Annotated in this window: 13 protein-coding genes; 7 read left to right on the top strand and 6 right to left on the bottom strand. The window is 68.7% G+C overall.

The features are described 5' to 3' along the window. Positions 1–109: 109 nt before the first annotated feature. Complete coding sequence (locus AC1RR5_RS10365) at positions 110–874, bottom strand: NUDIX hydrolase (protein WP_492921312.1); 765 nt, start codon at positions 872–874, stop codon at positions 110–112. Positions 875–942: 68 nt separating this feature from the next. Beyond that, positions 943–2,091, bottom strand: a complete 1,149-nt coding sequence (gene spbR / locus AC1RR5_RS10360; RefSeq protein ID WP_492921310.1) for a pole-localized protein SpbR — start codon at positions 2,089–2,091, stop codon at positions 943–945. A gap of 153 nt (positions 2,092–2,244) precedes the next feature. Between spbR and AC1RR5_RS10355 the strand changes: the two genes are divergently transcribed. The 3 genes from AC1RR5_RS10355 to AC1RR5_RS10345 all read left to right on the top strand — a co-directional run bounded on the left by AC1RR5_RS10355 (position 2,245) and on the right by AC1RR5_RS10345 (position 5,961). After that, positions 2,245–4,041 (top strand): ATP-binding protein, encoded by a 1,797-nt coding sequence (locus AC1RR5_RS10355; RefSeq protein WP_492921308.1) that lies wholly within the window; start codon positions 2,245–2,247, stop codon positions 4,039–4,041. Positions 4,042–4,270: 229 nt separating this feature from the next. After that, positions 4,271–4,690 (top strand): nucleoside diphosphate kinase regulator, encoded by a 420-nt coding sequence (rnk, locus tag AC1RR5_RS10350; RefSeq protein WP_492921307.1) that lies wholly within the window; start codon positions 4,271–4,273, stop codon positions 4,688–4,690. An 83-nt stretch (positions 4,691–4,773) separates the two neighbouring features. Then, positions 4,774–5,961 (top strand): CaiB/BaiF CoA transferase family protein, encoded by a 1,188-nt coding sequence (locus AC1RR5_RS10345; protein ID WP_492921306.1) that lies wholly within the window; start codon positions 4,774–4,776, stop codon positions 5,959–5,961. On the opposite strand, the gene AC1RR5_RS10340 is transcribed toward AC1RR5_RS10345, so the two are convergent. Beyond that, the gene (locus AC1RR5_RS10340) at positions 5,951–6,820 is read right to left on the bottom strand and encodes a transglycosylase SLT domain-containing protein (RefSeq protein ID WP_492921305.1); all 870 of its coding nucleotides are present in this window, start codon (positions 6,818–6,820) and stop codon (positions 5,951–5,953) included. The genes AC1RR5_RS10345 and AC1RR5_RS10340 overlap by 11 nt on opposite strands. Before the next feature lie 193 nt (positions 6,821–7,013). Here AC1RR5_RS10340 and AC1RR5_RS10335 point away from each other — a divergent pair, with 193 nt between their 5' ends. Continuing rightward, the gene (locus AC1RR5_RS10335; protein WP_492921304.1) at positions 7,014–7,730 is read left to right on the top strand and encodes an energy transducer TonB family protein; all 717 of its coding nucleotides are present in this window, start codon (positions 7,014–7,016) and stop codon (positions 7,728–7,730) included. 62 nt (positions 7,731–7,792) lie between these two features. Here AC1RR5_RS10335 and AC1RR5_RS10330 read toward each other — a convergent pair whose 3' ends face one another. Continuing rightward, positions 7,793–8,956, bottom strand: a complete 1,164-nt coding sequence (locus AC1RR5_RS10330; protein WP_492921303.1) for an acyl-CoA dehydrogenase family protein — start codon at positions 8,954–8,956, stop codon at positions 7,793–7,795. A gap of 6 nt (positions 8,957–8,962) precedes the next feature. Further along, positions 8,963–9,991 carry an NAD(P)/FAD-dependent oxidoreductase gene (locus tag AC1RR5_RS10325; protein ID WP_492921302.1) on the bottom strand — a complete coding sequence of 343 codons (1,029 nt, stop codon included), beginning with the start codon at positions 9,989–9,991 and terminating at the stop codon, positions 8,963–8,965. Positions 9,992–10,211: 220 nt separating this feature from the next. Here AC1RR5_RS10325 and AC1RR5_RS10320 point away from each other — a divergent pair, with 220 nt between their 5' ends. The 3 genes from AC1RR5_RS10320 (at position 10,212) to ku (ending at position 12,629) form a co-directional block, all read left to right on the top strand. After that, on the top strand, positions 10,212–10,619 hold the full coding sequence (locus AC1RR5_RS10320; protein ID WP_492921301.1) for a helix-turn-helix domain-containing protein: 408 nt from the start codon (positions 10,212–10,214) through the stop codon (positions 10,617–10,619). A 118-nt stretch (positions 10,620–10,737) separates the two neighbouring features. After that, positions 10,738–11,769: a DNA topoisomerase IB gene (locus tag AC1RR5_RS10315; protein ID WP_492921300.1), complete on the top strand. Its 1,032-nt coding sequence runs from the start codon at positions 10,738–10,740 to the stop codon at positions 11,767–11,769. Positions 11,770–11,780: 11 nt separating this feature from the next. Next, positions 11,781–12,629, top strand: coding sequence for a non-homologous end joining protein Ku (ku, locus tag AC1RR5_RS10310; protein WP_492921299.1), 849 nt, complete (start codon positions 11,781–11,783; stop codon positions 12,627–12,629). Here ku and AC1RR5_RS10305 read toward each other — a convergent pair. Then, on the bottom strand, positions 12,626–13,054 hold the full coding sequence (locus tag AC1RR5_RS10305; RefSeq protein WP_492921297.1) for a nuclear transport factor 2-like protein: 429 nt from the start codon (positions 13,052–13,054) through the stop codon (positions 12,626–12,628). The genes ku and AC1RR5_RS10305 overlap by 4 nt on opposite strands. Between the last annotated feature and the right edge of the window lie 40 nt (positions 13,055–13,094).

Raw genomic sequence — 13,094 nt, 5'->3', positions numbered from 1 at the left:
AAGCACTTCCGACGCTTCGCCACCCGATACGACCGAAGAACCGTTCACTTCCTCGGCTTCATTCACCTCGCCGCCGCCATGATCTGGATGCGCTGAATGTCGATAAGGTCTAGAGCGCTTCCAGCGGCTCGGTCACCGGGCCGTAGCCGGCGTTCTCCTGGATCCGCAGGACCGGCCCGTCGATCCACGGCTCGACGGTGACCAGCTCGCGCGCCCCTGCCCGCGCCACGGCGTCGGAGGGGTCGGCGCTCTCGGCCAGCAGCTGCAGGTTCATGCGCGTGGGGAAGATCACCTTGCGCTGGCCCGACGCCGCCAGCTCCAGCGCCAGGCCTGGCGCGATCCACTCGGCGTCGACCGCCTCGTGGCCGTCGCAGATGGCCTGCTGGGCCAGCGGCGCGTGGGCGACGTAGAACCAGGTGTCGAACCGCTTGGGCATCAGCTTGGGCGTGATCCAGCGGGCGAAGACGGTCAGGGCCGAGAGATCAAGCTTCAGCCCCAGGTCCTCGACCACGTCGATGAAGGCCACCTTATCCTGCGCCACCGCGTCCCGGATGTCCTTGGCCGCCTCGCCGGCATAGAAGGCGCCGTCCTTGTCGCGGGCCAGCAGCACGCCGGCCTCCTCATAGGCCTCGCGGATGGCGGCGATGCGCAGAGCCACGCCATCGTGGCCGACCTCGTCGAAGCCGATCGCCAGGTCGCGCCAGCGCGGGTCGCTGTCGCCACCGTGGCTCTTGCCGCCCGGAAACACCAGGGCCCCGGCCGCGAAGTCGATCTGGTGATGCCGCTTGACCATCAGCACCTCGAACGAAGGCGCGTCTCGAAGCAGCAGTACGGTGGCGGCGGGACGGATCTCGCCTTGCGGGGAGTCGGACATGCGGGAAGTCTGGCGCCGCTAAGTGCGCTTGCCCAGACTTCTTTCGAACGATCGTTTGGTTTCGGCGCTTAAGCCGCGCCCTGGTCCTTGCGGTCGGCGCGGCGCTTGTTGCTGCTGCGGTCCATGCGCTCCAGCAGGTACTCGTTGTCCTCGCGCGAGACCGTGTGTGACGAGGTCAGGAAGCGCTGGATCATGTGCTCCTGGAAGCGCGCGCGATCGTGCGCCCCACCGTCGAACTCCAGGCCGTGGAAGGCGTCGACGCCCGCGCGGAAGGCCGAGAACAGGCGCGGCGGCAGGCCGGCGCGCTCGCATATCGCCTTCAGCCCCAGGGAGCCGGCGTCGTGGATCATCAGCCAGGTGCGGTGGTGCGGCACGCCGGCCAGCTCGGCCACGGCCCACTCGAAGAAGGTCATGTGGCCATGGGCCAGGGCGCGCAGGATCAGGGACGGCGACAGGCGGCCGACCTTGTGCAGGTGGGCGACGAAGGCCTTGGGATCGGAAGCGCGGCCGGCCTGGTCCACGAGGTCGATCGTGGCCCGCTCCTTGGCGCCGACGATCAGCTCCATCGTCAGCTCGGCCGACAGGGCGTGGTTGGTCAGGATGTGGTCGCGCAGTTGCTCGCCGACCATCTCGATCAGGCGCTCGGTCACCGCCATCGGCAGGGCCGTACGGTAGGCCACCGCTTGCAGCACGTGCTCGGACTTGGCGAAGCGGTCCAGGGCCTTCTGCAGCGCCACTTCCGAGAAGCGGGCGTTGTCGTTGGCGACGGCCGTGGCGACCACGTCCTCGTTGCCCTGCTCGACGAGCATCGAGGTAATCTTGGCCGACAGCTTGGGACGCTTGGCCACCGCCATCTGGCGCACCGGACCGCCGACGCGGACGATCTCGGCCAGGTCGGTGTCGGTAAACACCGGCGAGAAGCTGATGATCGGCAGGCTGACGCTCTCGACGTCGCGCGCCAGGCGGTTGGCCACGTCGGCCGGCAGGGCCTGGGAATTCTTGAGCGTGACCGCCATGGCCCGGCGGACCAGCTCGGCGGCGTCGGCAGCCATCACCCGCAGGATGTCGTGGGCGACCTGGCGCTCGTCGTCGGTGAGGACAGAGCGATCGATGCTCCGGCACAGCTTGTGCGCCGCCAGGGCGCGCTCGTCCGGCGTCGCGCCCTTCACGAGCATGCGGATGTCTGAGTCGGTCAGTGCAGCGCGGGTGGTAGCCATGGTTCGCCTGCCGGGAGCTATGCTTGGAGTCGCATGGTGGGCGGTTAGGCTTAATGATCGATTGAGCCGGGAACCTGTGGATTAACGATGTCCCGTAACTGGGTACAAACCACGCTCGACTAGGGTGCGCGCAGACCGAAGAGGAATGCGATCTTGCTCGCTGAGCGCCGCCTGAAGACAAGCCCGATGGACGGCGCCCGACTGGCCAAGGCCCTGGACGCCCAGGCCGCGCTTTTGCCTTATGCGCTGGGGGTTTTCGCCGTCAGCCTGGCCCTGTTCGTGTGGGTCGGATCGTTCGCCGACAACCGCGTCTGGATGAGCGCCACCTTCGCCGTCTTCGCCATCAACTGGGGCGCCTTCTACGCCGCGGTGAACTGGCTGCGCGACGATGCGTCGCAAGATCTTAACCGTCGGGCCCGGGTGCAGGTGCTGTGCGGCGTGCTGTGGGCCCTGAGCGTCATGCAGATCTCCGCCTTCGCCCAAGGCGCCGGCCCTGCTCGCGACACCCTGCTGATGATGGCCACGGCCGGCGCGGTGCTGTGCGCCTTCTTCGCCGCCCCGTACCTGCCCGCCCTGCTGATCGTCGCCCCGCTGGCCGCCGCCGGCCCGCTGATCGCCCAGTTCTCCCACCCGGACGGCCGCCAGGCCGGCGAGGTGACCTGGGGCGCCGCGGCGCTGGCCTTGACCCTGGGCATGATCCTCAACCGCATGTTCCGCCGCCAGCACGACCTGGCCGTCTCGCACGAGGAGTTGGTCGACGAGCGCCTGCGCGTGCTGGAAGCGGCCGAGCGCACCGCCCGCAGCAAGTCCCACATCGTCGCCACCCTCAGCCACGAGATCCGCAACGGCCTAACCGGCGTCACCCACGTGCTGGCCGCCGCCGCCGGCAAGGGCGGTCGCGCCGCGCCGTCGCGCGAGCAGCTGAACGCCGCCCTCGACGCGGCCCAGGACCTGATCGCGGTGCTGAACGCCACCCTCGACAGCGAGACCGCCGAGGCGGGCCGCCTGAACGTCGAGACCCAGCCGTTCGACCCGGTCCGCCTGGTCCAGGACCTGGTCCTGCTGGACAAGCCGCATGCGGCGCTCAAGGGCCTGGAGCTGTCGGTCCACATCGATCCGCTGCTGCGCGGTCGCGACAAGGGCGCGGTCATCGCCGACGCCCTGCGCACCCGCCAGATCATCGCCAACCTGCTGGGCAACGCCGTCAAATACACCGTGCGTGGCCGCATCGAGGTCCGCGTCGAGCTGCGCGAGGGCCTGATCGCCGTCGAGGTCGCCGACACTGGCCCCGGTCTGACCACCGAAGAGATGGAGCAGGCCTTCGAGGCCTTCCGCCGCGTCGAGCGCACCGGCGCCGGCGTCAACGGCGCGGGCCTGGGCCTGTCGCTGTCACGCCAGCTGGCCCGCCTGATGGGCGGCGCCCTCGACGCTCGCAGCGCCGTGGGCGTGGGCAGCTGCTTCACCCTGACCCTGCCCTTCGACGCCATCGCCGAGTACGAGCGTGAGGAAGAGCAACAGGACGCCGGCTTCACCGAAGCGCCGGGCGCGCCGCGCACCCTGCGCGTGCTGATCGCCGAGGACGACGCCCTGAATGCGGCCATGCTGCGCGCCATCCTGGAGCAGCTGGGCCACCAGGTGGTCCACGCCCAGAACGGCCGCCGTGCCGCCGATCTGGCCAAGATCGCCGAGTTCGACCTCTTGATGTTCGACCACCGCATGCCGGTGCTGGACGGGCCGGGCGCCGCCGCCTCGCTGCGCGAAGCCGACGGCCCCAACCGCGCCACCCCGATCGTGGCGGTCATCGAAGGCGACGGCGAGGAAGCCTCGGAGTTCCTGGACGCCGGCGCCGACATCATCCTGCGCAAGCCCGTCAGCGTCGCCGCCGTGGCCCGCGTCCTGGCCGACGCCGCCGCCCTGGATCGCAACGGCGCCAAGTCGGAAGCAGCCTAAGACCGTCAAGCACGGTTTGACATCCCGCCCGCGGAGGCGAGAATGGCGCATGTTTTCGCGCCCGACCTTCCGGCGTTTTCGCCATCACGGCGGTAGCCTGCTCGCAGGCTCCTAGCCCCGAACCGTCCGCGCGCCTGTCGCAGGCGTTCGGGGCGAACATCACGCATTCCGCCGCCTAAACAACGCGCCCTTCCGCGCGCGCCTTCACACCTTTCGCTGGGAGCTTTTCATGCTCACGCAAGCGGACGCCATCGCGCGTCCTCGCATCATCATGGCCGAGACCGAGGCCGAACACCTGTCCACCTTGGCCCTGCAGATGGAACAGGCCGCCCCGCTGGCGGCTGACATGCTGCTGCAGGAGATCGACCGCGCCGAGATCCGCCCCGACGCGGCCATGCCCGACCATGTCGTGCGCATGCGCTCGACCGTGCGTTTCGAGGACGACGCCCATGGCGTGGCCCGCTCAGTGCTGCTGGTCTATCCCAAGGAGGCCGACATCGCCGCCGGCAAGATCTCGGTGCTGTCCCTGGTCGGGGCGGGCCTGATCGGTCTTTCCGTCGGCCAGTCGATCCAGTGGCCCGACCGCGACGGCCACGAGCGGGCGCTGCGCATCCTCAAGGTCGAGCCGCCCGGCCGTCTGGTGTTCTGAACCGAGGGCTTGCCGCCGGGTAAGCCTTTCCCCTTCCCTCCCCCTCCCGCATGCTCCCCTCAACGAGAAAAAGGGAGAGAGCGATGCTGGAGGGACTGCGGGTCGTCGAGCTGGCGACCTATATCGCCGCCCCCGGCGCGGCCGGGATCATGGCCGACTGGGGCGCAGAGGTGATCAAGGTCGAGTCGCCGGAAGGCGATCCGATGCGGCGCTTCTTCGACACCATCGGCTCGGACCAGGACGCCAACCCGATCTTCGAGCTCGACAACCGGGGCAAGAAGGCCGTGGTGCTCGACATCCGATCCGATCTCGGCCGCGACGCCCTGAAAGCCCTGGCGGCCACCGCCGACATCTTCCTGACCAATGTCCGCCCCGCCGCCCTGGCCCGCGCCGGCGTCGACTACGAGACGCTGAAGGCGATCAATCCGCGCCTGATCTATTGCAGCCTGACGGGCTATGGCCTGACCGGTCCTGACCGCGACAAGCCCGGCATGGATGTCGCCGCCTTCTGGTCGCGGGCCGGGGTCGGGGCGATCACCGCGCCGAAGGGCACCGAGCCCTTCCCTATCCGCACCGGCATGGGCGACCACGTCACCTCCTTGGCGACGGTGTCCGCGATCCTCGCGGCAGTCCACGAGCGCACCAACACGGGCGTCGGCCGGCTGGTCGAGACCTCGCTGCTGCGCACGGGCGTCTATGCGATCGGCTCGGACATGGCGATCCAGCTGCGTTTCGGGAAACTGGCCTCCACGCGCGGCAGACGAGAGTCCGTGCAGCCGCTGGCCAACTTCTACAAGACGGCCGACGGCCGGTGGATCTGCCTGCTGCCCCGTCAGGGCTCGGTCGACTGGCCGCGCATCGCCGCCGCCGCCGGCCGGCCCGAGCTGGTCGACGATCCGCGCTTCGCCTCCGCCAAAACCCGTCGCGAGAACGGCCAGGCGCTGGTCGACATCCTGGATGAGGCCTTCGGGGCCATGGCCTATGAAGACGCCGCCGAGGCTCTGGACGCCGGCGACATCACCTGGGCGCCCTATCAGACCCCGCGCGAGCTGGTCGACGACGCCCAGGCCGAGGCGGCCGGCTGCTTCGTGGACACGCCGGACGGCGCCGGCGGCACGTTCAAGGCGCCGGCTGCTCCGGCCCGTTTCCCGGGTTCGGAGGATGGCCCACGCGGACCCGCGCCCAAGCTGGGCGCGGACACGGCGGCGGTATTCAAGGCATTGGGGTGGTCGGAAGATCAGGTCGCCGCGCTGACCAGCGTCAGCGTTTGACCTTCTCGTTGGCGTCGGCCAGCACGCGCAGCATCTCGGCCGAGAACATCGAGCTGGCCAGGCGCTGACCGCCGCCCATGCTGGCGCTGTCGGTATTGCCGAACGGGCTGCCGGCGTCCTGCGAGCCGCGCAGGATCAGGTCGACCATCGCCTCTTGCTGGCGGATGCGCTCCAGGCGACGACCGCTGGCATATTGCATGAAGCCCTGGTCGCTCTGGACCGTCGGAGCCTGCACCGGGCCGACGTCGACACGCGTCGCGCCGCCGGTCTTGGTCAGGTTGGCGTAGACCTCGCCCACGGTGGCGGCGCGGCCGTCGCGGTAGAAGATCGAGCGGTTGGCCTGGGCCGCGTCCGGGAACATCGCCGCGGCGCTGGCGCCCGGCGAGGCGGTGGCGGCCTGGATCAGGCGGGCCGAACCCGACGGACCCAGGAAGTGGGCGGCGTACAGCTCGCCGGCCGTAGGGTCGCGCCCCACCCGGCCACGAAGGTACGAGGCATGGTCACTGGCCAGCTCGCCAGCCATCAGCGAAGCGGCGTGCGGATCGGTCTTCAGGCCCAGCACGGCCTTTCGAGCCTCGTCGCCCTCGACGCGGAAGCGACCATCGGAGCCCTGGCTGATCAGGTCGGCGTAACGAGCATAGCCGTACTTGGCGCCGTGCTTCTTCAGCGTGGACAGCCAGGTCTGGTCGACGAACTGGAACAGGCCCGAGGCCGACGACGTCCGCGCCTTGGCGGCGGGGTTGAAACCGCTCTCGCGCTTGGCGGTGCCCATCAGGAACGTGAAGTCGACCCCGGTCGCGCTGGAAGCGCGCTGGATCGCCGACTCGACGACGCTGCGAATGGAACTGACGGCGGGCATGGGCCTCAGGAGTCGGCGACTATGGTTAATTCGCGATTAACCACGTTCGCAGACCCGCGTCCGGAGACGAGATGCCGCACCCATTCTTACAGGCGTAAGACAATTCGCCACGTAGATTACGAATGTCAATTTACAGACAGAAGCGTTCGTGCTGACCTGATCCTACAGATGTAATTCAGCGTAGGAGATCGACATGAACCTGGCTCTCCACCCCAGCGGCTCCGGCATTCCCGGCCTGGACGCTCCGCCACGCAAGCCCTCGAAGGTGCTGCTGATCGGCCTGGGCGTCTCGGCTGCGCTGCACGCCGGGCTGATCGGCTACCTGGCCTACCAGAAGTGGGTCTCGCCGCTGCCGAACGCCGAGCCGGAGACGATCTTGCGGTTGGACCACTACGAGCTGCCCACGCCGCCTCCTCCACCGCCGCCGCAAACCGACCAGCCGCCGCCGCGCAACCAGATGAAGCTGCATACGCCGCTCGCCACGCCGTTCACCCCACCAGAACCCTTGGTGGTCAAGACGCTGGACGTGCCAGAAAGTCCCGGCACAGATGCGCCGCCGACCCTGCCGACGGTTCCTGCACAGCCCAACGTCCCGCCCGCGCCGCAGCCCAAGGTCATCACCCGCGCCAACTGGCTGCGCACGCCCTCGGCCGACGAGGTCTCGCGCTACTATCCGGAAAGCGCCCAGCGACGCGGCCTGTCCGGCTCGGCGACGCTAAGCTGCATGGTCGCGCTGAACGGCACGGTCCGCGACTGCGTGGTGGCCAGCGAAACGCCCGTCGACGAAGGCTTCGGCAACGCGGCGCTGAAGATCTCGCGCTTCTTCAGGATGAAGCCGCAGTTGGAGGACGGCCAGGCCGTCGACGGCGCGACCGTCCGTATCCCCATCCGGTTCAACGCGGGCGCCTAAGCCCACCCTCCGGCGTTGAAACGGCGGCCGGGTCGCGAGCCTTCCGCGACCCGGCCTTTGACTCAGTAGCTCTTGGGCAGACCCAAGACGCGCTCGGCGATGAAGTTCAGGATCATCTCGCGGCTGACCGGCGCGATGCGGGCGATCATCGCTTCGCGGAAGTAGCGCTCGACGTCGTATTCCTTGGCGTAGCCCATGCCGCCGTGGGCCAGGACCGAATTCTCGCAGGCATGGAAGCCGGCCTCGGCGCCCAGGTACTTGGCGGCGTTGGCCTCAGCCCCGCAGTCCTTGCCCTGGTCGTAGAGGGCGGCGGCCTTGAAGGCGAGCAGGTTGGCGGCCTCCAGCTCGGCCCACGACTTGGCCAGCGGATGGGCCACGCCTTGGTTCTTGCCGATGGGACGGCCAAACACGATCCGCTCGTTGGCGTAGGTGGTCGCCTTGGCCAACGCCGCGCGGCCCAGGCCAATGGCCTCGACGGCGAACAGCACGCGCTCGGGGTTGAGGCCGTGCAGCAGGTACGCGAAGCCCTTGCCCTCCTCGCCGACCAGATCCTCCGCCGGGACGAACAGATCCTCGATAAAGAGCATGTTACATTCGACGGCCTTGCGGCCCATCTTCGGGATCGGCTTGGCCTCGATCTTCTCGGCATCGGTGTAGAACAGCGACAGGCCTTGCGTCGGCTTGGCGCACTGATCCTTGGGCGTGGTGCGGGCGATGATCAGGATCTTGTTGGCGCGCTGGGCGCCGGTGGTCCAGATCTTCCGGCCGTTCAGGCGATAGCCGCCGTCGACCTTCTCGGCCCGTGTCTCCAGGCTGGAGGTATCGAGGCCCGAATTCGGCTCGGTCACCGCGAAGCACATCTTGTCCTCGCCCGAGATCAGGCGCGGCAGCAGGCGCTCGCGCTGCGCGTCCGTGCCAAACTTCACCAGCGGCATCGGGCCGAAGATGTTGAGGTGGATTGCGCTGGCGCCCGAGAAGCCCGCACCCGACTGGGCCACGGTCTGCATCATCACGGCAGCTTCGGTCAGGCCCAGGCCCGCCCCGCCGACGCTTTCGGGCATGGCCACGCCCAACCATCCGCCCTGAGCAATGGCGGCGACGAACTCCTCGGGGAAGTTGCCGGTCTCGTCGGTGCGGCGCCAGTACTCATCATCGAAGGCCGCGCACACCTTGGCGACGCCTTCGCGAATGGCTTCCTGCTCTTCGGTCAACCAGAATCCGGACATCCGGCCCTACTCCCCTGCGTTGCTTTGACCCTCGGACTTCTCGAAACGGCGCGCGTCCATGGCGGCGGCGTCCGGGCCCGGGTTATCGTCATTCAGATACGCCGCGACCATGTCGGCCACAAGCGGCGCGAGCAGCCAGCCGTTGCGCCGCGCGCCCACGGCCAGCATGACACCGGGGGCCCTGCTCCAGCCGACCAGCGGCAGGCCGTCGGTCGTGGTCACGCGCACGCCGACCTCGACGCTCGCCGCGTCCAGATCCAGGTCCGGCCGCAGGTCCCAGGCCGCGGCGCGCAGCGTCTGGGTGGCGGAAGCGTCAGGCTCGAGGTCGTCGCGACCGACCTCCATCGTCGCCCCGATGGCCAGGGTCTCGCCGGGGGCCAGGTAAACCCCCTCCCCCCGCACGACCACGTCGCCTTCGTCGGCCGAGGTTCGCAGAAGCTGCCCCTTGATCGGCGCCAAGGCTCTGGTCTCCGGCGCCAACTGGCCATCCCGCGCGCCAGGGCCGGTGGCCACGACCAGGATGTCGAAGGTCTCGATACGACCGTCCGCCAGCAACAGATGGCCGGGCGCGAAGCCCTCGACCGCCTCGGCCTCGAACCGCACGCCCGCCGCCTCAGCGGCCGCCCGCAGCGCCGCCAGCGCCGGCCGCGCTTCGATGCGCCAGTCCTCGGGGATGGTCTCGTCGGCCGGCAGGCCCAGGTCGCGCAGCTTGCTCGCGACCTGCTCGCGCCAGGCTTCGGAGCCCTCGATTCGCACGCCCGCCCGGTGGATTTCGATGCCCAGCCCCTTGGCGAAGGCCGGCCACAGGTCACGGGCGCGGCGCATCAGGGCCAGGTGATCGCGCGACGCGGGGTCGAAAAGCGCCTCGCTGACCGGCGCTAGCATGCCCGCCGCCACGCCCGAGGCGTTGTCGCCCAGCGGCGCCGGATCGAAGACGGTGACCTTGAAGCCGGCCCGCGCCAGGCGCAGCGCCACCGCCGATCCCAACGCCCCGGCCCCAGCCACGGCGATACGCGCGCCTGATTGAACTGTCATGGCGCGCAAACACCTTCCGAGCGCGCGAACGTCAAGTCCGGAACGACCACGTCCTTTACTTGGTCCATTCATCATTAACGATAGTAAATCGAGCGCGACACTTTGGCGCGAAGACCCGTTCCGTGCACGTCCGGACGTGACGATGCAGCCAAGCTGTGTCTATACCCGTTAACATTGGCATGACGGCCGCCGCCGCGCGGCGCAGATGGAATAGAGGCGGATGAACGATCGACCCGCAGTCGAACCAGCCCACCCCGTTGATCTTTATGTGGGCGCTCGGCTGAGAATTCGCCGCAAGATGATGGGCCTGAGCCAGACCCAGGTCGCGGACGCCCTCGGCATCACCTTCCAGCAGATCCAGAAGTACGAGCGCGGCGCCAATCGCATCAGCGCCAGCAAGCTTTACGACGCCGCCAAGCTGCTGCAGGCGCCGGTGTCCTACTTCTTCGAAGGTCTGGAAGACACCGACGGCGGCATCGACGACGGCTTCGCCCAGCGCATGACCGAGTTCGTGTCGACGCCCGAAGGCCTGGAACTGGCCAGCCTGTTCCCGCGCCTGGCCGACCGTCGCCTGCGCCGCCGGGTGGTCGATCTGGTCCGCGCCATGGTGGACGACGACGCTCCGTAACGGCGTCCCGATCAGTAGCTTTCGAAAGGCCCGCGCCGTCAAAGTCGCGGGCCTTTTCGCATTCGGAACCCGCCTCCGCGCCCGCCGTTGATCCGACAAAGGACGGAGGGCTGGTCATATGCCGCGCGATACGCTCGAACTTCAGCCGGCGGCGCCCGGCCTGCTCTATGTGAACGACGACGATCCAGGGCTACGCCGGGTCAAGGCCGGCGAGGGCTTCGCCTATCGCGACCCCGACGGCGACAACGTCGATGACGCCGCCACGCTGGACCGCATCAAGACCCTGGCCATCCCGCCGGCCTGGACCGACGTATGGATCTGTCCCTCGCCGCACGGCCACATCCAGGCCACCGGCCGGGACCAGAAGGGCCGCAAGCAGTACCGCTATCACGAGGCCTGGCGACGCGACCGCGACGGGCTGAAGTTTGGCCGCATGATCGCCTTCGGCCGTGCTCTGCCGAAGTTGCGGACGCGGGTCGAGACCGATCTCGCGCGCCGGGGCCTGCCCCGCGACAAGGTGGTCGCCGCCGTTGTCCGCCTGATGGAGCTGACCCTGATCCGGGTCGGCAACGAGGAGTATGCGCAGGCCAACAAGAGCTTCGGCCTGACCACCCTGCGCGACCGCCACGCCAAGCTGTCCAGCGTGGGCGGCACGTTCCAGTTCAAGGGCAAGAGCGGCAAGGTCCACACGACGGGCTTTCGCGACCGTCGCCTGGCCCGCATCGTCAAGGCCTGCCAGGACGTGCCCGGCCAGCGCCTGTTCCAGTATCTCGACGAGGACGGCCAACGCCGCTCGGTCGAGAGCGCCGACGTCAACGGCTATATCCGCGCGGCGATGGGCGAGGACTTCTCGGCCAAGGACTTCCGCACCTGGGCCGGCACCCTGGCCGCCGCGCGGGCCCTGTGCCTGATCCCCAAGGCCGGCAGCCCCACCGAGGCCAAGCGCAACGTCAACACTTGCGTGAAGGCTGTCGCGGGCCTGCTGGGCAACACGGCCGCCGTCTGCCGGGGCTCGTACATCCATCCGCTGGTGCTGGAAGCCTATCAGCAGGGCGTGTTGCCGCTGAAGCCAGGCCGCTCGGAGCGGGCGTTCGAGTTGGCCGTTATCCGCTTCCTGGAGGCCGCCAAGGCCTCGTGCTCGAAAGCCTGAGGAGAGCGCCTATGGCCGCCGGCCGTCCCACCTGGCAGGGCCACCTGCGCCTGTCGCTCGTAACCTGCCCCGTCGCGATGTACACCGCCACCGACTCGCGCGGCGACGTGCACTTCAACATGCTGCACAAGAAGACCCACAACAGGATCCGCATGGTCCCGACCGATCCGGACCTGGGGCCCATCGAGCGCGCCGACATCGTCAAGGGCTACGAGGTCGAGAAGGACGAGTACATCGTCGTCACCCAGGACGAGATCGACAGCGTCCGCCTGGAAAGCACCCGCACGATCGACATCGAGCGCTTCGTGCCGGCCAGCGACATCGATCGCCTCTACTGGGACAATCCCTACTTCCTGGTCCCCGACGGCAAGCTGGCCGCCGAGGCCTATGGCGTGATCCGCGAGGCCATGACCAAGGAGGGCCAGGTCGCCCTCGGCCGCGTGGTCATGCACCAGCGCGAGCGCCTCTTGGCCATCGAGCCGCGCGACAACGGCATGGTCGCCTGGTCCCTGCGCAACCGCCGCGAGGTCCGCGACGCGGCGACCTATTTCGACGCCATCCCCGACAAGAAGCCCGACGCGGCGATGATCCAGATCGCCCAGAAAATCATCGAGCAGAAGGAGGGCCCCTTCGATCCCGAGCAGTTCAACGACCGCTACGAGGACGCCCTGCGCGCGCTGATCAAGGAAAAGCAGAAGGGCAAGGGCCGCAAGGTCACCGTCGAGGAGCCCGAGGATACGAACGTGGTCGACCTGATGGAGGCGCTACGCAACAGCCTGGGCAAGGCGCCGGCCAAGGCCAAGCCGGCGGCCAAGAAGCCCGCCGCGCACAAGGCGCCGGCGCGGAAGAAGGCCGGCTAGGCCGTCAACCCGCCCAGCAGCTCCTTCAGGCGCGGCCCGGCCTTGGCGGCCATCGCCTCGCCCACGGCCGCGGCGGCGTTGGCCGGACGGATCATCACCTCGAATTCGGTGATCTTGCCGGCGTCGTCGAAGGAGATGATGTCGATGCCCTTGAGCTTCTTGTCGCCAACGCGCGCGCTGAACTCGAGCACCACGGACTCGTGTCCCTCGGACCAAAACTCCCGGTGATAGGCGAAGTCCTCCAAGATGGTGTTGACCGTGGCGATGATGTGCACGAGCGGCTCGACGCCCGGATAGGGCGTGAAGAAGGCCGGCGAGCGGAACACCACCGCGTCGGACGCCAAGGGACGCAAACGGTCGAACTCGCGCTTCTCCAGCAGGTCGTGCCAAGTCTCTAGCGCTTGCAGCGCCTGCTCGCGGGCCATGCCGTTCTCCCCATGATCCCGACGTTCGAATGCGCCGGAT

The sequence above is a fragment of the Caulobacter sp. GW821-FHT11E11 genome (genome assembly GCF_058808315.1).
This window is presented reverse-complemented; position numbering and strand designations above follow the sequence as displayed.

Bases quoted from the DNA above. Each gene is read 5' to 3' on its own strand.
- AC1RR5_RS10365 (WP_492921312.1), bottom strand. From the start codon at position 874: ATGTCCGACTCCCCGCAAGGCGAGATCCGTCCCGCCGCCACCGTACTG.
- spbR (WP_492921310.1), bottom strand. From the start codon at position 2,091: ATGGCTACCACCCGCGCTGCACTGACCGACTCAGACATCCGCATGCTC.
- rnk (WP_492921307.1), top strand. From the start codon at position 4,271: ATGCTCACGCAAGCGGACGCCATCGCGCGTCCTCGCATCATCATGGCC.
- AC1RR5_RS10345 (WP_492921306.1), top strand. From the start codon at position 4,774: ATGCTGGAGGGACTGCGGGTCGTCGAGCTGGCGACCTATATCGCCGCC.
- AC1RR5_RS10340 (WP_492921305.1), bottom strand. From the start codon at position 6,820: ATGCCCGCCGTCAGTTCCATTCGCAGCGTCGTCGAGTCGGCGATCCAG.
- AC1RR5_RS10335 (WP_492921304.1), top strand. From the start codon at position 7,014: ATGAACCTGGCTCTCCACCCCAGCGGCTCCGGCATTCCCGGCCTGGAC.
- AC1RR5_RS10330 (WP_492921303.1), bottom strand. From the start codon at position 8,956: ATGTCCGGATTCTGGTTGACCGAAGAGCAGGAAGCCATTCGCGAAGGC.
- AC1RR5_RS10325 (WP_492921302.1), bottom strand. From the start codon at position 9,991: ATGACAGTTCAATCAGGCGCGCGTATCGCCGTGGCTGGGGCCGGGGCG.
- AC1RR5_RS10320 (WP_492921301.1), top strand. From the start codon at position 10,212: ATGAACGATCGACCCGCAGTCGAACCAGCCCACCCCGTTGATCTTTAT.
- AC1RR5_RS10315 (WP_492921300.1), top strand. From the start codon at position 10,738: ATGCCGCGCGATACGCTCGAACTTCAGCCGGCGGCGCCCGGCCTGCTC.
- ku (WP_492921299.1), top strand. From the start codon at position 11,781: ATGGCCGCCGGCCGTCCCACCTGGCAGGGCCACCTGCGCCTGTCGCTC.
- AC1RR5_RS10305 (WP_492921297.1), bottom strand. From the start codon at position 13,054: ATGGCCCGCGAGCAGGCGCTGCAAGCGCTAGAGACTTGGCACGACCTG.